This window comes from Brachybacterium sacelli, assembly GCF_017876545.1.
In the GTDB taxonomy this organism is placed as follows: Bacteria; Actinomycetota; Actinomycetes; order Actinomycetales; family Dermabacteraceae; genus Brachybacterium; species Brachybacterium sacelli.
Genome location: NZ_JAGIOD010000001.1, coordinates 2698038 through 2716604, shown reverse-complemented (window position 1 = coordinate 2716604; position 18567 = coordinate 2698038). Strand labels below are relative to the sequence as shown.

General features: G+C 65.1%; 18 protein-coding genes and 1 pseudogene. 10 read left to right on the top strand and 9 right to left on the bottom strand.

The genetic code is table 11. The features are described from left to right. Positions 1-52 precede the first annotated feature (52 nt). The 3 genes from JOF43_RS12265 (at position 53) to JOF43_RS12255 (ending at position 2639) form a co-directional block, all read left to right on the top strand. Positions 53-514: a GlcG/HbpS family heme-binding protein gene (locus JOF43_RS12265; protein ID WP_209902394.1), complete on the top strand. Its 462-nt coding sequence runs from the start codon at positions 53-55 to the stop codon at positions 512-514. Further along, positions 514-1704 (top strand): Cmx/CmrA family chloramphenicol efflux MFS transporter, encoded by a 1191-nt coding sequence (locus JOF43_RS12260; protein WP_209902393.1) that lies wholly within the window; start codon positions 514-516, stop codon positions 1702-1704. The genes JOF43_RS12265 and JOF43_RS12260 overlap by 1 nt, the downstream gene beginning before the upstream one ends. A gap of 566 nt (positions 1705-2270) precedes the next feature. Next, positions 2271-2639: a sulfate permease gene (locus tag JOF43_RS12255; protein WP_209902391.1), complete on the top strand. Its 369-nt coding sequence runs from the start codon at positions 2271-2273 to the stop codon at positions 2637-2639. Positions 2640-3124: 485 nt separating this feature from the next. Here JOF43_RS12255 and JOF43_RS12250 read toward each other — a convergent pair whose 3' ends face one another. The 3 genes from JOF43_RS12250 to JOF43_RS12240 all read right to left on the bottom strand — a co-directional run bounded on the left by JOF43_RS12250 (position 3125) and on the right by JOF43_RS12240 (position 6149). After that, on the bottom strand, positions 3125-3685 hold the full coding sequence (locus tag JOF43_RS12250) for an AAA family ATPase (protein ID WP_209902389.1): 561 nt from the start codon (positions 3683-3685) through the stop codon (positions 3125-3127). Positions 3686-3906: 221 nt separating this feature from the next. Next, positions 3907-4776 carry a helix-turn-helix transcriptional regulator gene (locus JOF43_RS12245; protein ID WP_209903292.1) on the bottom strand — a complete coding sequence of 290 codons (870 nt, stop codon included), beginning with the start codon at positions 4774-4776 and terminating at the stop codon, positions 3907-3909. A gap of 86 nt (positions 4777-4862) precedes the next feature. Then, entirely contained in the window at positions 4863-6149 is a 1287-nt protein-coding gene (locus JOF43_RS12240) for an MFS transporter (RefSeq protein WP_209902375.1), read from the bottom strand. A gap of 102 nt (positions 6150-6251) precedes the next feature. Here JOF43_RS12240 and JOF43_RS12235 point away from each other — a divergent pair, with 102 nt between their 5' ends. Then, the gene (locus tag JOF43_RS12235) at positions 6252-6824 is read left to right on the top strand and encodes a TetR/AcrR family transcriptional regulator (protein ID WP_209902387.1); all 573 of its coding nucleotides are present in this window, start codon (positions 6252-6254) and stop codon (positions 6822-6824) included. Positions 6825-7231: 407 nt separating this feature from the next. On the opposite strand, the gene JOF43_RS22635 is transcribed toward JOF43_RS12235, so the two are convergent. Continuing rightward, complete coding sequence (locus tag JOF43_RS22635; RefSeq protein WP_342592167.1) at positions 7232-8488, bottom strand: recombinase zinc beta ribbon domain-containing protein; 1257 nt, start codon at positions 8486-8488, stop codon at positions 7232-7234. Positions 8489-8623: 135 nt separating this feature from the next. Here JOF43_RS22635 and JOF43_RS12220 point away from each other — a divergent pair, with 135 nt between their 5' ends. The 4 genes and pseudogenes from JOF43_RS12220 (at position 8624) to JOF43_RS23275 (ending at position 11249) form a co-directional block, all read left to right on the top strand. Then, positions 8624-8914, top strand: a complete 291-nt coding sequence (locus tag JOF43_RS12220; RefSeq protein ID WP_209902385.1) for a transposase — start codon at positions 8624-8626, stop codon at positions 8912-8914. Then, a pseudogene (locus tag JOF43_RS22630) lies at positions 8911-9501 on the top strand (IS3 family transposase); the annotation flags it as partial. The gene JOF43_RS12220 and the pseudogene JOF43_RS22630, both read left to right, overlap by 4 nt. A 52-nt stretch (positions 9502-9553) precedes the next feature. After that, positions 9554-10951: an IS30 family transposase gene (locus JOF43_RS12210; protein WP_417281629.1), complete on the top strand. Its 1398-nt coding sequence runs from the start codon at positions 9554-9556 to the stop codon at positions 10949-10951. After that, entirely contained in the window at positions 10932-11249 is a 318-nt protein-coding gene (locus JOF43_RS23275) for an integrase core domain-containing protein (protein WP_209902379.1), read from the top strand. The genes JOF43_RS12210 and JOF43_RS23275 overlap by 20 nt, the downstream gene beginning before the upstream one ends. On the opposite strand, the gene JOF43_RS12200 is transcribed toward JOF43_RS23275, so the two are convergent. Beyond that, complete coding sequence (locus JOF43_RS12200) at positions 11214-11531, bottom strand: TetR/AcrR family transcriptional regulator (RefSeq protein ID WP_209902377.1); 318 nt, start codon at positions 11529-11531, stop codon at positions 11214-11216. The two genes, JOF43_RS23275 and JOF43_RS12200, sit on opposite strands and share 36 nt — an antisense overlap. A gap of 102 nt (positions 11532-11633) precedes the next feature. Between JOF43_RS12200 and JOF43_RS12195 the strand changes: the two genes are divergently transcribed. Together JOF43_RS12195 and JOF43_RS12190 are read left to right on the top strand one after the other, a co-directional pair. After that, a complete protein-coding gene (locus tag JOF43_RS12195) occupies positions 11634-12920 on the top strand; it encodes an MFS transporter (RefSeq protein ID WP_209902375.1) in 1287 nt (428 codons plus the stop codon). An 86-nt stretch (positions 12921-13006) separates the two neighbouring features. Next, a complete protein-coding gene (locus JOF43_RS12190; protein WP_209903292.1) occupies positions 13007-13876 on the top strand; it encodes a helix-turn-helix transcriptional regulator in 870 nt (289 codons plus the stop codon). 251 nt (positions 13877-14127) lie between these two features. Here the strand turns inward: JOF43_RS12190 and JOF43_RS12185 are convergent, their stop codons facing one another. The 4 genes from JOF43_RS12185 to JOF43_RS12170 form a co-directional block, all read right to left on the bottom strand. Further along, positions 14128-14514 carry a sulfate permease gene (locus JOF43_RS12185; RefSeq protein WP_209902374.1) on the bottom strand — a complete coding sequence of 129 codons (387 nt, stop codon included), beginning with the start codon at positions 14512-14514 and terminating at the stop codon, positions 14128-14130. A gap of 154 nt (positions 14515-14668) precedes the next feature. Further along, positions 14669-16423: a ThiF family adenylyltransferase gene (locus JOF43_RS12180; RefSeq protein WP_209902372.1), complete on the bottom strand. Its 1755-nt coding sequence runs from the start codon at positions 16421-16423 to the stop codon at positions 14669-14671. Beyond that, positions 16420-17433: an SMODS domain-containing nucleotidyltransferase gene (locus JOF43_RS12175; protein ID WP_209902370.1), complete on the bottom strand. Its 1014-nt coding sequence runs from the start codon at positions 17431-17433 to the stop codon at positions 16420-16422. The genes JOF43_RS12180 and JOF43_RS12175 overlap by 4 nt, the downstream gene beginning before the upstream one ends. After that, the gene (locus JOF43_RS12170) at positions 17420-18535 is read right to left on the bottom strand and encodes a CBASS cGAMP-activated phospholipase (protein ID WP_209902369.1); all 1116 of its coding nucleotides are present in this window, start codon (positions 18533-18535) and stop codon (positions 17420-17422) included. Before JOF43_RS12170 ends, JOF43_RS12175 begins: the two co-directional genes overlap by 14 nt. Between the last annotated feature and the right edge of the window lie 32 nt (positions 18536-18567).

The following is an 18567-nucleotide window of genomic DNA, read 5'->3' as shown; positions in this document are numbered from 1 at the left end:
AACTACCAAGTCGTGGCGGGCGGGTCCCGCCGGATGGAGAGGAGCCAGGAACGTGAGCGACGTGGAGAGGATCTCAACGGTCAGCGCCGGGTTGGCGCAGCGGATCATCGCTGCCGCCGATGATGCCGCGGTGGCCGACGGTCAGCTGCGGTTCGCGATCGCAGTGGTCGACCAGGCGGGCGTGCTGAAGGGGTTCGTGCGTCAGGACGGCGCGAAACTCAACGCGGTGCAGGTGGCCCAGGACAAGGCCTACACTGCCGCCGCGTCGCAGATGTCGACCGAGCAGTGGTCGAAGGCACTGGCCTCCGACGCCGTGCTGGCCGCTGGCGCGCCGACGGGCATCGACCGGCTGGTGCCCATGGGCGGCGGGCTGCCCATCGTGATCGACGACGAGGTGGTCGGCGCGATCGGCGTCTCCGGGGGTCACTGGAGCGACGACGTCCACGTCGCTGCGGCCGGGCTGACCGCACTCGATCGTCCACAGATCGGTCTGGATGAAGGGAGGGATCTGTGATGCCGTTGGCGGTGTTCGTTCTCGGGCTGACCGTGTTCAGCCTGGGCACCACGGAGTTCATGGTGGCTGGGCTGCTGCCCGAGCTGTCCGCCGAGTTCGGCGTGCCGGCTTCCCAGGCGGGTTGGCTGATCTCGGTGTTCGCCCTCGGCGTGGTCATCGGTGCGCCCTTGATCACCGCCGCCACCACCCGCATCCCCCGCAAGTCCGCCCTGATCGGCTTGCTGGTGATCTTCATCGCCGGCGAGGTGGTCGCCACGCTCGCCGGCTCGTTCGAGATGCTGATGGCCGCCCGGGTGGTGACCGCGGTCGCGCACGGTGCGTTCTTCGGCATCGGGGCAGTCCTCGCATCCGATCTCGTCGAATCCGAACGGCGGGCGCGGGCCATCTCGATCATGTTCGGCGGACTGACGATCGCCACGATCGCCGGGGTGCCGCTGGGCACCTTCCTCGGCCAACAGATGGGGTGGCGGGCTGCTTTCGGCGCGGTCGCGATCCTCGGCGTCCTCGATCTGATCGGCGTGGCCGCACTCGTGCCGAGACTGCCAGACCGAACCGGTGGCCTGGACCTGCACCGGGAGCTGTCCGCGGTCGCCAACACCCGCGTGTGGCTGGCCCTGGCCACCACGATGCTGTCCCAGGCCGGCCTGTACACCGCCTACACCTACATCGCGCCATTGCTCACCGACGTCACCGGCTTCGCCCCCGGCTGGGTGGCTCCACTGCTCGGCCTGTTCGGCGTCGGCACCTTCATCGGCAGTCTCGTCGGCGGCCGACTCGCCGACCGGTCCCTGATGGCCACCCTGTGCGTCGGCCTGACCGGACTCGCGGCAATCCTGGCCGCCTTCACGCTCACCGCCGGCCACCGACCAGCGATGGTGGCAACCCTCGCCCTCTTCGGCGTCGGAGCGTTCGTGATCAACCCTGCCCTGCAGACCCGCGTGATGAACCTAACAGAACACGCACCGACGCTGGCCAGCACCAGCAACATCTCCCCGTTCAACCTGGGCAACGCGCTCGGGCCGTGGCTCGGCGGGCTCGGCATCTCCGCCGGAGCCGGCCTCCTCGCCCCGAGCTGGATCGGAGCCCTGTTGGCGCTGGCCGCCCTCGCCGTAGCTATGGTCTCCCTCGCTGCCGACCGTCGCGTCCGAAATCGCACGAGCGAACATACTCCGATGACGAAGCCCGGTTGAACAGGCCGGCGGAAGCTGCGAGGGGTGCATACTTTAAGAGCAATTTCGAGGAACACGGGTGGGTTGAACCCGCCAAGCAGCCTCGGGCCCTCACCCTCACCCTCACTAGGACAGGTCAGCGTCAGCTCGAAGAAGCGTTCCAGGTCGACCTCGACGAGACGCCAACCGCGTAACTCGCGGTGACACCGACATTCAGCAACACGCTCTTACCGAGCATCTGAACGACGTCACCACCTTCCACGGCTCGGCCGCAGACCTCGCAGCCGTCGCCGCGACACTCGTCAACATGATCGGCCTCCACCTCCAACAGGCAGAGGCCCCTGTTTCAGGAACCCACCTCATCGCCCTGCCTGCACGCACCAGCCGGCCCACGACATCACTTCCTTCCCGCGGCGTCGGACACTCGCGCATGAGATAGCACGGGGTTACGTCTGTCGGCGCACCGGCGTACAGTGGAACTCGAGGCAGGTCCTCCTCGATTGCGGGTCCTTCGGGACAGCCCAGCTTGGGCGCTCATACACGTACTGCCTCCTCGACGGAGAGACACGTGTGACGAGAGGCCCGCCATGATCCGCCTGATCTGGACGCTCAGCGCCCACACCCGCTACTACCTGCGCCGCTACATGTCCACCAACCGGCTGCTCGACGCGATCCGACGCCGACCCAACCTGAGATGGGGCATCCCCACGATGCTCCTCGCAGTTCCCTACCTGCTGATCGCGAGCATCTGTACGAATGCCCTCGACCAAGGCGCCCCAGGCTGGCTGCATCTGGTCGTGCTCTGGTCGGTGTGGAACGCGATGAAGTTCATCATCATGGGTCCGGTCAGCCTCGTCCTCCTGGTCCGCGCCCGTGTCCAGGAAGCCGTCGCATGGCGTCGCGCACGCAACCGACACGGCACCCCCCCGACCACTCGCCTCGCCGACGCAAGCTGAACGCCACTGGCCGGTTGCCGCGTGTCAGTGCGAGTTCAACTCCACGTCGTCCAGTACGGCTCTGGCCGAGAAGCTAGAGACCCGGGGCGCAGGCTGAACACTGCACCCGCGTTCACGGTAGATTGAGAACAGCAGAACCAAGCGATCGAGACGGAGCTACCTTTGCTTCCCTACGGTGTTCCTTGCTCCGCGTAGTAGCGCGTCAGAGGGGTCGACAGCGAGCGGTCGCCATCGGCTGCGGCGACGCTACGGAGCAGATACTTGTAGCCATCACCGGCCGACATCACCCGCATGGAGACCGTCATGCAAGTCAGGTGCACTCTTCCGTGGTCACCCCGTCGGCATGGGTCCGCTTCCACAGCCAGTTCGCGCCGAGACCGCGGAACTCGCCGCGCCGGGTCAGCCGGTGGATTTCGACCGACGTGCTTGTACTCTCTCCGACACTGTTATCCGGCACGAAATTGGCAGTGGTAGCCCCCGATGCTTCAATTTAGAGAGGCCGCACTCAAGATGAAGCGCTTGTCTGCGATCGCACTCCGTACTGCCACCAGCGTCTCGGGTAATTCCTGCTTCGTCGTGTCGATTACATGGTCTTCCAGCTCGCCCAGGTCGGAGAACTGGGCCCACAGTGAGACGATCGGCTTCTCGTCGACGAGCGCGTCTGGCGTCGTCCTGCTTTGAGCACGCCGGAGCGTCTCGTCACGGGAAGGACGTAGCACCACGTAGTGCACACGCGACGGGTCCAGGGTTTGCTCCGTGTCGCGGAAGTGGCCAAGCATCCACGGGCCGATGATCCCGTCGATGATGGTCAGGAACCCGCCCGCGGCATAGATCGACGCTGCGCCGCGAATGACCTGCATGACTGTCTGGTTCTGACTGTCGGACTCGGGCAGGTACGGCGGGATCGCGCCAGAGGCGATGAAGTGCCAGAAGTCATCCGTGTGCAGATGCACCGACCAAGGATACGAGGCAGCGAGCGCGCGAGCCGTCGTCGACTTCCCAGCCCCAGGAGGACCGGTGAGGATGATGACGTCCGAAACACTCATGGTCTCAAGGCTATCCGAGCCCGCGCGCACCAGCGACAGAGGTGATCCGCGCAAAAGAGCCAGCAGCAGACGCAGCTACTTTCGCTCCCCTACGGCGTACCTTCCTCCGCGTTGTAGCGGCTGCGGAGCAGGTACTTGTAGTCGTCACACCCGTGCTCATCACCCGCATCGAGACGGTCATGGAAACCAGGTGTGGTTTCGTGTCAGGCAAGACCGTTCTGCTACCGGCTGAGTTGTCGATAGAGGATGGGCGTGACGCCGACCGCCTGACAGAACATTCGGGCCGCGTGACCTCGGCTGTGCCAGCCGACCTCACGCATCGCTTGCTCGATAGGAATGTCGGTCTCGCGCAGCAGTCGTGCCAGGTGCTCGGCTCGGAGCGTCATCAAGTACGTGATGGGGGTCTTGCCGTAGGCATCGACGAACACGCGGCCGAGCTGGGATGACGACAGGTGCACGGCGGCAGCAAGCTCCTGGAGCGTCCACCGCCGATCGGGTGCACCGCGGAGCAGCTCGACGGCTTGCCGTGCCTCGGCACGCAACGGTGCGAACTTGCGAAGTGATGGAGTACCGGGGTGAGTGGCCCTCCGTTGGGTGGGAGACCTCCGCTTCGGAGTCGTCCTCACGTACGGCCTCACCACGTCGAGCACGGCGAAGAGTAGTGCTTGGAGCCGGCAGAAGCGCTCCGGTGATGGCCCATCGAGGCTGAGCGCGACAAGCTCGTCGAGCCAGGGCATCAGCATCCCAGCCCGATCTTGGCCGAGGTGGAGTATCTGGGCGGGTTCGGAATACAGGTCGCCTGCGAAGTCCTGCGCATCGAGCCGATCGGAGAGCAGCGCCGCGTGCTGCCAGAACACCTGGTCGATCACATAATCGCGGTCCAGGTAGAGCGTGGTGACCGTGATCGAGCCTTCCGGCTCGCTGCCGCACAGCGTATTTGCGCCCCGCACCACGACATCGCCGATATTGACGGGCCTCTCCCCGAACTCGCTGAGCAGGATTGCCGAGCCTGCGCGGATGAAGATGAGTTTCACGCAGTCGCAGGCAACCGGTCCAGTTGCGCTGTGGATCGTGTGCGTTCGCGCGAGGATGGGAGCGAACCGGCGGCCATTCCGACGGCGTCCCACCTCGCCTCCCTATGCCGCCAGCTCTACCGAAGGCGCACAGGAACCATGCCCTATGGGTTTTTCCGGCTGTCGGAGTCAGAAGTTAAGTGCGGTGATGCTGATGCAGGAGTACCGGTGTCGTGGTCGGCGAGAGGTGCGTGATGACCTGGATCTGGGGTCCGCGGTCGTCCCAGTGTCGAGAGGGCGATGGCGAGGATGGCGAGCGCCGCCGCGATCCAGGCCACATGGTCGGTCCCCACCATCTCGATGCCGGCTGCGCCGACGATTCCCGAGACACCGATGGCGAGGTAGAGGACGGCCTGATTCAACGACAGCACCACCGAGGCCTTATCGGGGTCGTGAGAAATGAGACGGTGCTGTTGTGGGGTGGTGATGGCGAATGCTGCGATGCCGTAGAACCCGATTGCGGCGAGTGACCAGGCGTAGACGGTGTGGGTGAGTGCGATGATGGCGAAGCTGAGGATCAACCACAGCAACGCGAAGAACACGACCAATGAGCCGCCTTGCCGGTCGACCAGACGCCCCGCCGCGAGGTTGCCGATGGCGCCGGTGACGCCCAATGTGGTCATCAGGAGCCCGAGCCGTACCCCGTCACCGTTGGTCGCCGGGGCGAAGATCGCACCGATGTAGGTGTAGGGGATGTAGACGGCAGTGAAGGCCACCAGAGTGGTGGCCAGCAGCGCCAGCACGCGGCGGTCGCGCAGCGGTGCCAGTCGCTGTCGAAGCCCACCGCCCGTGTCGGCGACGCCGACGGAACGGGGGATGAGTGCTGCCACGCCGATCACGCCGAGCACGGCGACACCGGCAGCCAGCCACATCGTGATCCGCCAGCCGTACAGCGCGCCGATCGCGGTGCCAGCGGGTGCCCCGAAGGCGACTGCGAGAGTGAACCCGGTGACCACCGCTGCGATCGCTCGCCCACCGGCATCCTTGGCGACCAGCCCCGCGGCGGTGACCGACGCGTTGGGGATGAACAGGCCGGTGCCCACTGCCGCGACGATCTGCCCAGCCAGCAAGAACCCGAAGGTCGGTGCCAGGGCGGTGGCGACGGCACCGACCAGGTACACCACACCAGCGGTCAGCAGCACGTGCTTGCGAGGCCACTTTGCGGTCACCGTGGTCATGATCGGAGCGGCGAGCGCACACGTGAGAGCGAAGACGGTCACCACCTGTCCCGCCGCACCATAGCTCAGGGCGAAGTCAGCGGCGAGCAGCGGGATCAGGCCGGCCAGGACAAACTCGCCGGTGCCGATGACGAATACACCCAGGGCGAGCACGAGGACCCCGGCAGGAAGCCGGTGTGCTCCGCGGGCGGTCTTCTGTCCGTTCTCTTCCACGGTTGATGCTGCCTTCCCTCGTCAAACAGAACCAGTCGGTGCCGTCTTTGCAACGGTACCGACTGGTTCCATCTGGGGTCAAGTGGCACTACTCTGGTGGGCATGGCGGTCAAAGCGCGGCAGCGGCTCCTGGCGGCGGCCGGGGAGCTCTTCTACTCCGAGGGCGTGCGAGCGGTCGGTCTTGAGCGACTCCTTGAGGAGTCCGGGGTCGGCCGGGCATCGTTCTACCGACACTTCGCAGGCAAGGACGAACTTGTCGCGGCGATGCTCGACGACTATGACGCCGAATACCGCACCTGGCTGCGGACGCGGGTCGCTGAACTGGGGAATGAGCCGTTAGCGGTGTTCGATGCGGTCGCCGAGCGTGCGGAACTCACCCGTTTCAGGGGGTGCGCCTTCGTCAACACCATGGCCGAGATCGCCAACCCCGCTGACCCGATCCACGCCCGCGCCGCCGCACACAAAGCGGCCGTCACCGGCTACCTCGCAGAGCTATTGACCGCGGCAGGCGTCGAACCTGCCGACCGCCTCGCACGCCGGTGGATGCTGCTTCTCGATGGTGCCGTCGTGGCCGCCAGTTATCGGCAGGATGTCCAAGCCTTCGCCGAAGCCAAGTCAATCGCCAGTCCAGATCTCGTCACCCAGCCACCGAAGCCCGTCACATCACTCCGGTGACGGCACGCTGCACCTGCGATGAGCCGCTTGGACGCGCAAGCTCAGCTGTCCAGGCGGTTTCGAGGCTAGGTCGCACCTCCAAGCCCACCTCGACCACCAAAACGAGGCCGCGCAGCACAGGACATGACCGGCCTCCCCACGCCGCTTCTCTTGTTTCCATACGGGTGCCTGGTCGGAGCTGGTATGGCCGCTCTCCGACGTCTCGGCAGGGAGGTCTGCGTGCTGGTCGTCGCCAGCCTGGACCGGCTCGTCCGCACCGTCCCCGCCTCCTCGCAAGTCGTTGCAGACCTCGACGACGCAGGCGTGACCGTCTACGCCGCCGACCGCGAGCGCGCTCCTCGCCGACACGGCAATGCTGCCGGACATTCTGACCGCCGCGATCCGCTCGTCCATTTGCGACAGGCACATCAAGCGCTGACCCGCGCGCGGCGCCCGCCCGGTCGGATCACGACACCTTCCGCGGCGAGTGCGCGCCTGACCGTCTGTTGGCTGACCCCGAACCGCGAGCCGACCTCCATGAGCGTCAAACCATCCGCGTAGAGTTCGACCGCCTTGGCGAGATGGGACTCATCGAGGCCGCGCCCGCGGATAGGGACAGACCGGCGGACAAGATGCGCCGCCACCGTGCGGCGGTGAACACTGAACCGCTCACCCAGCTCAACAAGCGTCGCACCCGCCTGGTACCGGGCCACCAGCTCGTCTACTTGAGCGGGGATCAGAAAAGTTTGAGTCATCCCAACTGCACGGACCATCCGACCTCGCGAGTCCACCACAGTCGGCTCCAACGGCCGCCGATCCGCCTTGTAGACGCTACGCGACCTGCGTGACGCCACGGTTACCAGGGCCGAGGAAGGGTTCTCAAACTCTCTACGGAGGTCCACCCCACGCACAAGGCTCGAACCCTTGCCAACAGAATCGTTGGCGGTGGTTCGGGCCTTGTCTTCGTTCTCTGCCCAGGTCAGGGCGTTGGCGTTGATTTCGGGGTCCAGCAACATCTCGAAGGGCCGGTTGTTCTCGACGCGGAGTTCGTCGTCTTCGTCGATGTAGACCTTGGTGAAGAACGCCTGGTTGCATAGGCGCCGGTTGGCGTCGTCGCACCGGCTGTAGATGTCGGCACAGTTGGCCAGCAGGTTCAGCGCGTCGTCGAGGTGGGCTCGGGCGTCGGCGTACTCGCCGTGATGGGCGTCGATGCGCCGGTTGACTTGGTCGAGTTCACCCAGAATGCGGTCCTGCTCTCTCTTCAGGAGGGCGAGCGGGATCGCGTCGGCGTAGTGGGCTTGCAGGAGCCGTTCCTGCTCGTGTTGGAGCCGGTCGCGGTTGGCGGTGAGCTGGGCCAGTTCCTCGACTTCGGCGGACATGAGTTGGTCGAACTCGTGGTGCAGCATCCCGGCGAGTCCTTCGTGCTGAGCTGGGGTGATCTGGATGCGCTGGTAGTAGTCCTCGATCAGCTTTTCGATATCGGCGATGAGGATGGCACTGCGGTCGCAGGTGGTGCGTTGGGAGTGTCGGCCGGAGCAGACGAAGTAGCAGTAGACGTTGCCGTGCCGGTTCTTCGCGTTGGACACGATCAGCCGGGAGCCGCACTGTCCGCAGTGGATGGTGCCTTTGAGGTAGTGGTCGTGAATCTGGGTCGCCTCGACCGCGGACTTGTGCGCGGTGAGCACGGATTGGACCTGGTACCAGACTTCGGCGGGCACGAGTGGCTGATGGGCTCCCCTGTAGGTGACGCCCCGGTAGGTGGACCGTCCCCGCTTCAGTGGACACGGGTGTGACTTTCATCTGATCTGGGAGGCATTCTCGTGGGATCGACACGCCGGCGTTTTACCGACGAGTACAAGCAGGAAGCAGTTAGTTTCGTCATCGATGGCGATCGGAGTATCGCCGAGGTTGCACGCAATATCGGCGTGCACGAGATGACGTTAGGGAAATGGGTGAAGAAGGCAAGGGAGCAGGGAGTCGACCGGCAGCAGCCGCTGACTGTGGATGAGCGTGAGGAGTTGGAACGGCTTCGGGAGGAGAATGCCCAGCTGCGGATGCAGGCCGAGTTCGCAAAAAAAGTAGCGACCTGGTTCGCGAACGACCAGCGGTGAAGTTTGCCGCGATCGCGGACTGGGCGGAGCAGAAGCAGTTCAAGATCGAGTTCATGTGTGAGCAGCTCGGGGTGTCCACGTCGGGCTACTACGCCTGGCGGGGCCGGGGCGAGTCCGACCGGGACCGCGCCGACCGGCGGCTGACCCGGCTGATCACCGGGCTGTATGAGGGGCTGCGGGGCAATCCCGGGGTGCGTCGGATCCATGCCGAGCTGGTGGCTGTGGGGCACCGGATCTCGCGGAAGCGGGTGTGGCGGCTGATGCGGGCCGCCGGCCTGCAGGGCAGGCACCCGAAGCCGTGGAAGCGCACCACGGTGCCCGGTGAGCAGCCGGTGCCGGCGCCGGACCTGATCGGCCGGGACTTCAGCGCCACCGGGCCGGACCGCAAGTGGTGCGGCGACATCAGTTACGTCAAGACCTGGGACGGCTGGGCCTACCTGGCCACGGTGATCGATCTGTACTCGCGGCGGGTGGTCGGCTGGGCCGTGGCCGACCATATGCGCACCGAGCTGGTCACCGACGCGCTCACGATGGCGCTGACCCACCGCCGGCCCACCGGTGGAGTGATCTTCCATTCCGACCGGGGCAGCCAAGGCGGATTCAACTGGTCGTTGCAACACCTTGAGAGAAAGGACGACCATGGGACGACCAGCAGGGTGGCTGAAGGGGCTGACAGGCAGGAACCCGATGATCTCACCAGGAGCCCCGAAGAGCAGGCGCAGTGTCGAGCGCCAGTTCTGGAAAGAGGTCGCAATCGGTGCCTCCTCAGAGGATGCTGGTGCCGCGGTTGGAGTGTCGCAGGCTGTCGGGGCGCGGTGGTTCCGCCAAGGTGGTGGTATGGCAACGATCACACTCGTCGAGCCCGGTGGCCGGTATCTGTCCTTCGTTGAGCGCGAGGAAATCGCGTTGCTACGTACTCAGAACGTAGGTGTTCGCGAGATCGCGAGGAGACTCGGCCGTGACGCCTCGACAGTCTTGCGCGAACTGCGCCGCAATGCAGCAACTCGGGCCGGGAAGCTACACTATCGGGCATCCGTCGCGCAGTGGAAGTCTGAGCTGATGGCGCGTCGACCGAAGACCGCAAAGCTGGTGAAGAACCCCCGATTGCGCGCCTATGTTCAGGAGCATCTCGATGGTCGTGTGTGTCTACCAGACGGTACCGTGGTTGCCGGGCCGGCGGTCGCGGCGTGGAAGGGCCGGAACAAGCCCCATCGTGGAGACCGGGCTTGGTCGATCGCGTGGAGTCCGGAACAGATCTCGCAACGGTTGAAGCTCGAGTTCCCCGATGATGGTGCTATGCGAATCAGTCACGAAGCGATCTACCAGGCGCTCTACATCGAGGGCCGCGGCGCACTCAAGCGAGAGCTCGTCGCTGCGTTGAGGACCGGGAGGTCTCTGCGTAAACCCAGAGCCAGGGCCCAGAGCAAACCTCAGGGGCATGTCACCGCTGATGTGGTCATTTCCCAGCGGCCGGCCGAGGCCGCTGACAGGGCTGTGCCTGGGCATTGGGAGGGTGACCTCATCATCGGCACGAACCGTTCGGCCATCGGCACGCTCGTCGAGCGCAAGTCGCGCTCGACGCTGCTGGTGCACCTACCCAGGCTCGACGGGTACGGACAACAACCACGGATCAAGAACGGGCCGGCACTAGCCGGGTATGGGGCCCAGGCGATGGCGACAGCGTTGACGAAGTCGATGACGTGCCTGCCGCAGCAGTTGCGGAAGACGATCACGTGGGACCGGGGCAAGGAGCTATCAGACCATGCTCGGTTCGCGGTCGATACCGGCACGAAAGTGTTCTTCGCGGATCCGCATTCGCCGTGGCAGAGACCGACGAATGAAAACACAAACGGAGTGCTGCGGCAATACTTCCCGAAAGGCACAGACCTGTCGAGGTGGGAAGCCCAAGAGCTCGAGGCTGTCGCTTACTCGCTGAACAATCGGCCACGGAAAGTCCTCGGTTGGAAAACCCCAGCCGAAGTCTTTGCCGAGCAGCTAGAATCGATTGAAAGTACCGGTGTTGCAACCACCGATTGAATCCGCCCAATACACCTCGGCTGAATTCGACGCCTTCTGCCGGAAGAACAATGTCAAACGGTCACTCGGACGGACCGGAATCTGTTATGACAATGCGGTCGCTGAATCATTCTTTGCGACCTACAAGAAAGAACTCATCCACACTCGGCCGTGGCCATCGGTCGACCAACTCAAACGAGCCACCTTCGACTGGATCGAATCCTACTACAATCGCCAACGACGCCATTCGACAAACGGCTACTTGACACCGAAGGAATATGAACTAGGCTACCGACACATCAAACAACTCGCAGCATAATTCTTCGTGTCCAAAAAAGCGGGAACACTCCACATCGAACACCGCTAACGGCTCATTCCCCAGTTCAGCGACCCGCGTCCGCAGCCAGGTGCGGTACTCGGCGTCATAGTCGTCGAGCATCGCCGCGACAAGTTCGTCCTTGCCTGCAAAGTGTCGGTAGAACGATGCCCGGCCGACCCCGGACTCCTCAAGGAGTCGCTCAAGACCGACCGCTCGCACGCCCTCGGAGTAGAAGAGCTCCCCGGCCGCCGCCAGGAGCCGCTGCCGCGCTTTGACCGCCATGCCCACCAGAGTAGTGCCACTTGACCCCAGATGGAACCAGTCGGTACCGTTGCAAAGACGGCACCGACTGGTTCTGTTTGACGAGGGAAGGCAGCATCAACCGTGGAAGAGAACGGACAGAAGACCGCCCGCGGAGCACACCGGCTTCCTGCCGGGGTCCTCGTGCTCGCCCTGGGTGTATTCGTCATCGGCACCGGCGAGTTTGTCCTGGCCGGCCTGATCCCGCTGCTCGCCGCTGACTTCGCCCTGAGCTATGGTGCGGCGGGACAGGTGGTGACCGTCTTCGCTCTCACGTGTGCGCTCGCCGCTCCGATCATGACCACGGTGACCGCAAAGTGGCCTCGCAAGCACGTGCTGCTGACCGCTGGTGTGGTGTACCTGGTCGGTGCCGTCGCCACCGCCCTGGCACCGACCTTCGGGTTCTTGCTGGCTGGGCAGATCGTCGCGGCAGTGGGCACCGGCCTGTTCATCCCCAACGCGTCGGTCACCGCCGCGGGGCTGGTCGCCAAGGATGCCGGTGGGCGAGCGATCGCAGCGGTGGTCACCGGGTTCACTCTCGCAGTCGCCTTCGGGGCACCCGCTGGCACCGCGATCGGCGCGCTGTACGGCTGGCGGATCACGATGTGGCTGGCTGCCGGTGTCGCCGTGCTCGGCGTGATCGGCGTGGCAGCACTCATCCCCCGTTCCGTCGGCGTCGCCGACACGGGCGGTGGGCTTCGACAGCGACTGGCACCGCTGCGCGACCGCCGCGTGCTGGCGCTGCTGGCCACCACTCTGGTGGCCTTCACTGCCGTCTACATCCCCTACACCTACATCGGTGCGATCTTCGCCCCGGCGACCAACGGTGACGGGGTACGGCTCGGGCTCCTGATGACCACATTGGGCGTCACCGGCGCCATCGGCAACCTCGCGGCGGGGCGTCTGGTCGACCGGCAAGGCGGCTCATTGGTCGTGTTCTTCGCGTTGCTGTGGTTGATCCTCAGCTTCGCCATCATCGCACTCACCCACACCGTCTACGCCTGGTCACTCGCCGCAATCGGGTTCTACGGCATCGCAGCATTCGCCATCACCACCCCACAACAGCACCGTCTCATTTCTCACGACCCCGATAAGGCCTCGGTGGTGCTGTCGTTGAATCAGGCCGTCCTCTACCTCGCCATCGGTGTCTCGGGAATCGTCGGCGCAGCCGGCATCGAGATGGTGGGGACCGACCATGTGGCCTGGATCGCGGCGGCGCTCGCCATCCTCGCCATCGCCCTCTCGACACTGGGACGACCGCGGACCCCAGATCCAGGTCATCACGCACCTCTCGCCGACCACGACACCGGTACTCCTGCATCAGCATCACCGCACTTAACTTCTGACTCCGACAGCCGGAAAAACCCATAGGGCATGGTTCCTGTGCGCCTTCGGTAGAGCTGGCGGCATAGGGAGGCGAGGTGGGACGCCGTCGGAATGGCCGCCGGTTCGCTCCCATCCTCGCGCGAACGCACACGATCCACAGCGCAACTGGACCGGTTGCCTGCGACTGCGTGAAACTCATCTTCATCCGCGCAGGCTCGGCAATCCTGCTCAGCGAGTTCGGGGAGAGGCCCGTCAATATCGGCGATGTCGTGGTGCGGGGCGCAAATACGCTGTGCGGCAGCGAGCCGGAAGGCTCGATCACGGTCACCACGCTCTACCTGGACCGCGATTATGTGATCGACCAGGTGTTCTGGCAGCACGCGGCGCTGCTCTCCGATCGGCTCGATGCGCAGGACTTCGCAGGCGACCTGTATTCCGAACCCGCCCAGATACTCCACCTCGGCCAAGATCGGGCTGGGATGCTGATGCCCTGGCTCGACGAGCTTGTCGCGCTCAGCCTCGATGGGCCATCACCGGAGCGCTTCTGCCGGCTCCAAGCACTACTCTTCGCCGTGCTCGACGTGGTGAGGCCGTACGTGAGGACGACTCCGAAGCGGAGGTCTCCCACCCAACGGAGGGCCACTCACCCCGGTACTCCATCACTTCGCAAGTTCGCACCGTTGCGTGCCGAGGCACGGCAAGCCGTCGAGCTGCTCCGCGGTGCACCCGATCGGCGGTGGACGCTCCAGGAGCTTGCTGCCGCCGTGCACCTGTCGTCATCCCAGCTCGGCCGCGTGTTCGTCGATGCCTACGGCAAGACCCCCATCACGTACTTGATGACGCTCCGAGCCGAGCACCTGGCACGACTGCTGCGCGAGACCGACATTCCTATCGAGCAAGCGATGCGTGAGGTCGGCTGGCACAGCCGAGGTCACGCGGCCCGAATGTTCTGTCAGGCGGTCGGCGTCACGCCCATCCTCTATCGACAACTCAGCCGGTAGCAGAACGGTCTTGCCTGACACGAAACCACACTTGGTTTCCATGACCGTCTCGATGCGGGTGATGAGCACGGGTGTGACGACTACAAGTACCTGCTCCGCAGCCGCTACAACGCGGAGGCGGGTACGGCTTCGTCGCTGTAGCTGTGGGCGACCTCAAGCCCGGTTGCGCACGAGGGCGAGGCACGGGGCCTGCTGGCGCTTCTTGTGCGACTCGGGAGTCGGGCGGGCGGCGTAGGTAAAGGTGGCGGCGTTCACAGGAGCGCTCCCGTCGTCATGGGTGGCTGGGGCACCGAGTGGTCGGGGGTGCCGTGTCGGTTACGTGCGCGACGCCGTGCGACGGCTTCCTGGACACGGGCGCGGACCAGGAGGACGAGGCTGACCGGACCCATGATGATGAACTTCATCGCGTTCCACACCGACCAGAGCACGACCAGATGCAGCCAGCCTGGGGCGCCCTGGTCGAGGGCATTCGTACAGATGCTCGCGATCAGCAGGTAGGGAACTGCGAGGAGCATCGTGGGGATGCCCCATCTCAGGTTGCGTCGGCGTCGGATCGCGTCGAGCAGCCGGTTGGTGGGCATGTAGCGGCGCAGGTAGTAGCGGGTGTGAGCGCTGAGCGTCCAGATGAGGCGGATCATGGCGGGCCTCTCGTCACACGTGTCTCTCCGTCGAGGAGGCAGTACGTGTATGAGCGCCCAAGCTGGGCCGTCCCGAAGGACCCGCAATCGAGGAGAACCTGCCTCGGCTTCCACTGTACGCCGGAGCCCGGACAGACGGAACCCTCGTGCTATCTCATGCGCAAGTGTTCGACGCCGCGGGAAGGAAGTGATGTCGCGGGCCGGCTGGCGCGTGTGGCAGAGCGATGAGGTGGGTTCCAGAAACGGCTGCCTCTGTCTGTTGGAGGTGCAGGCCGATTGTGTTGACGAGTGACGCGGCGACGGCTGCGAGGTCTGCGGCCGAGCCGTGGAAGGTGGGCACGGAGCATCCTCTGGTGGGGATCAGTTCGTCGCCTTCGGCTGCGTCCTCCCAGAGCGGGTGGTACAGCTCCAGCCCACCATCGACCGCTGCCGAGCGTCCTGCCTGGTCGTCAATCTCGGACGGCGCACAGGTGGCGCCGGGCGCGCAGATGTTGGCGATACCGAGCGTTCCCGTTCTGGCGTCGGTGGCAACCTGCGCAATGAGTGCCTTGCGGTCTTCGCCGGCGAGGGTGTCGAGATAGGTGGTGATGCTGCGACTGACGGTGGCGTCGATGATGAGGTCCGCGGAGAGGGAGACGACTGAGTCGGGGACGTTTCCTTCTGTGACGGTGACGGTCAGGTTGTCCCGGATCGCGCGGAGGCGCGTGGCGAGGGCGTCGGCCTTCGTTTGGCCGATGTCGGCTTCGGTGTAGTTCTGTCGGACGAGGAGTCCGCCGGTGATGGTGCCGGGGTCGCAGACGGTGATGGCGCTGGCTCCGGCACGTGCGATGAACTCGGCGAGCCATGATCCCAGGCCGCCGCAACCCCAGATGTGAATGGTCTTTCCTTGGAAGCCGTTGACGGGGCGCTCGTCGTCGCGTCGGGTTGTGACCTCTTGCCGTTCGTCGGACATGTTGCACCATTCGATGGGGATGTCGGGGTTGATGATCGCGGGATCGAGGTTGACCGCGGTGCCGTGCGTCTTGGCGAGACGCCGCAGGGCGTCGGCGGTAGTTGCGGGGAGGCGTCCACCGAGAAGATGATGCGGTCCCCCTGCGGGGTGCGGCACGGCAAGCACGAAGTACTGCTCGGTGCCGTCAGCGTTTCGTAGAGCGCTGGCGAGGAGAGATGTGAGGAACGCCGGCGACTGCGGTGAGACCTGTGGTGATCGCCCTCCCGCGCGCTCAAGGTGCGGGTCGTCCAGGAGCGTCAGGAACAGCGCGAAGGTGGATGCCGCGCCGAAGGGAAGGTTGCTCGCGAGCATGAAGACGGGTGTGTGGTGTCCGTCGCAGTCGGTCGAGTAGGTGAGGTCGTAGCGGTGGGGTGAGCGAGGGATGAGCCGGGCGATCTGATGCCGCTTCGGTGGGCCGGGCTCGCGGACGACGATGGTTGGCGTGCCGTCGGCGCGGTGGAGAACTCCTCCGACAGCGTGGTACATCGCAATCGAGGGATCGAATGCTCCGCCCGCGGCATCAGTGAGCCAGTCCCACAGTCGACTGAGGAACCCAGCGATCCCGTCAGACGGGCGCCACTCGCGGGAGGGGTCGAGGTAGATACAGAGCCGCTGTCCTTGGAGGACGTGTGGGAAGCCGAGGAAGCGAGTGTGGTCGACCTCGGCACTCGGGGGCAGGAACATCGAAGGGCGAATCCTGACGATGAACTCTTCGTCGTCTCCGAGTTCCAGCCCGCCGGGGCGATGCGAGATGCCGGCGGTATGGAGCCGGAGTCGGAGGGTGGCGTCGCCGTCAGTGTCGAGCTGGGGTTGCTGGACGATCCGCACGTCTTGGGGTCGCTCCCTGGCGAGCGATCTCAGCTCGCCAGCGAGATGCTTCTGCCAGGCCGATAGCGTGGCCCGGTTGCGGCGGCTCATCCCGCGCGGCCAGACCGCCCCACGGTGGAAGCGGCCGCGGGAGCTGCTGCCGGGAACTTCGCGCTGCTGGACGAGGTGGCCGGGGCCTTGAAGCCGTCGCCGAAGATGCCCTGCCATAGCTCGATGCTGCGTTCCTTGTTCTCCTCCTTGTACGCTTCCTCGATTTCGGAGGCGTGGACATGGATGCGGTCCCGGAAGTAGGTGTAGGTTGCCTGCGCTTTTTCGGGATCGGAACCCCATCGGTGGCCGAAGTACACACCGGAACCGGATGGGTCGGCGACAGGAGCGGTGCCCGGGTTCGCCTGGAGCCAAGCGTCGAGGTCCTTGACGATGTGCAGGAGGGCGGTCGGGACGTCACTGTAGTAGCTGGGGTCAAGCAGCGTGCGCAGTTCGGTGACCTGCTCACCCAGCATTGTCGTCAAGAGGATGGACCGAGTGCCGGTGAAGGAGTTCTTATGGTCCCGCCGGTACTTCATCAGGCGGATGACCTTGCGGAGGTTGCCCTTCGCGAGCGCGTCCTTGTTCTTCATCCAGTCCGTGAAGCCCTCGGGGTCGGTCAGCTCCCAGTCGTTGTCGTCGCGGTTCACGATGACTTCACGCCCATCAGCAAGGTTGAGGTGCGGCACGATGTCCAGGTGCATGGAGTTCGCGTAGACGAGTCGGACGCATCGGCACTTGCGTGAGTGCGGCATGGTCCCGTAGGTGCTGTGGCGGTGCAGAGCCGCGTAGACCTGCTCGATGTACTTCTTGGGATCGTCGGCCCAGTCCGGGTTCTCACTCATGTCGAGCATGAAGTCCGCATCGAACTCGTTATCGCCGACCGGGTTGATGATGGTCTTGTGCGCCCACGAGCCCTGGGGCGTCTTGCCGACGATCAGGTGTCCGATCTGTTCGTCGGCCTTCAACGCCTTGTAGACCGTCTCTACGCGAGAGCCGAGGAGGTCCAGCCTTACCTGGCCGAGGTTGACGGTGTCCTTGAGCAGGACGTTGAAGTAGTCAGTGAGCTTCATCGGAGACCTCCGCGGTCGACATGCTGGTCGGGTCGCCCCGGTGTGGGTCTCCGATCAATGGCGTGTATTCGGCTGCGCGATGAGCCGCGAACCGCTCTGTGTAGACGGGGCTGAGTTCGCGGCTGACGGATGCGGCGAGCCCAGCGATGTCGTCCGGGTCTACCGAGTCGAGTGCGTACAGATCGCCGGGAACCCGTGCGTCAAATCTGGTGTAGGCATCCTTGCCGATCAGATGTTCAGCGATGCCCTGCCCGCCACGGCTTCCGGCGTTGAGAATGAGAGGGGCGATCGGCTTCGCCCAGTTGAACAGCCCGCCACGATCGAGGCGCTTGGGGTGGTTCGTGAGCTGATCAATAGTCCCGACGTTGAGCACCCTGATCGAGGCCAGTGGTACGTCGAGCATGCTCACGGCCTCGGCGATTGCGACGACGGAGGGGTTGTTCGCCCAAACGCCGCCGTCGATGAGGCGGTGTCCATCGACGCGCGCGGCCGCGAAGTAGAGCGGCGCCGCCGAGGTCGCCATCGCGATGTCCACCATCGGGATGCGCCAGTCACGGGCGAGCCGCGTGTGGTGTGGCGTCTTGAAGATGTGCACGGCGCCCCGTTGCACGTCCCACGCAGGGATGAGCAGCCGCTTTGCGCTGTCCCCGAGCAGCCGCTCGCCGAGCACCGTCGTCAAGGCAGTGCGCAGCGCATCGCCGTCGTAGATGGGCGCACTGAGTTGGCGTGGCCGCCGCCAGAGTCGCCGGCGCGTGGCCGGAAAGACTGCCTTGACCAGTTCTTCGTAGCGCTCGACGATCTCGCCCGGGGTGAGACCGGCACCCAGCGCGAGCGCGACGATCCCGCCCGCCGATGTGCCAGCGATCAGGTCGAAGGAGTCCTTGATGCTGACGTCGAGGTCCTGTTCCAGGCGCGCGAGCACGTGAGCGGTGAACAGTGCCTTGGCTCCGCCACCATCGAGGGCGAGGATCTGGAAGCGATCGAAGGATGGGGGTGCTGGCTCACTTGTCGTGGGGGGATGGTCCTGCCGTCCGGGCGCGTAGACCGGTCCGGAAGGCATCTCGCCTCCGGGATCGGTCGAACTTGCAGGAACTACAGCCATGTAACTATTCTACGCCGCCGCACCGACACTCC

Bases quoted from the DNA above. Each gene is read 5' to 3' on its own strand.
- JOF43_RS12185 (WP_209902374.1), bottom strand. From the start codon at position 14,514: ATGATCCGCCTCATCTGGACGCTCAGCGCTCACACCCGCTACTACCTG.
- JOF43_RS12255 (WP_209902391.1), top strand. From the start codon at position 2,271: ATGATCCGCCTGATCTGGACGCTCAGCGCCCACACCCGCTACTACCTG.
- JOF43_RS12175 (WP_209902370.1), bottom strand. From the start codon at position 17,433: ATGAAGCTCACTGACTACTTCAACGTCCTGCTCAAGGACACCGTCAAC.
- JOF43_RS12180 (WP_209902372.1), bottom strand. From the start codon at position 16,423: ATGAGCCGCCGCAACCGGGCCACGCTATCGGCCTGGCAGAAGCATCTC.
- JOF43_RS12235 (WP_209902387.1), top strand. From the start codon at position 6,252: ATGGCGGTCAAAGCGCGGCAGCGGCTCCTGGCGGCGGCCGGGGAGCTC.
- JOF43_RS12210 (WP_417281629.1), top strand. From the start codon at position 9,554: ATGGGACGACCAGCAGGGTGGCTGAAGGGGCTGACAGGCAGGAACCCG.
- JOF43_RS12170 (WP_209902369.1), bottom strand. From the start codon at position 18,535: ATGGCTGTAGTTCCTGCAAGTTCGACCGATCCCGGAGGCGAGATGCCT.
- JOF43_RS12200 (WP_209902377.1), bottom strand. From the start codon at position 11,531: ATGGCGGTCAAAGCGCGGCAGCGGCTCCTGGCGGCGGCCGGGGAGCTC.
- JOF43_RS12260 (WP_209902393.1), top strand. From the start codon at position 514: ATGCCGTTGGCGGTGTTCGTTCTCGGGCTGACCGTGTTCAGCCTGGGC.
- JOF43_RS12250 (WP_209902389.1), bottom strand. From the start codon at position 3,685: ATGAGTGTTTCGGACGTCATCATCCTCACCGGTCCTCCTGGGGCTGGG.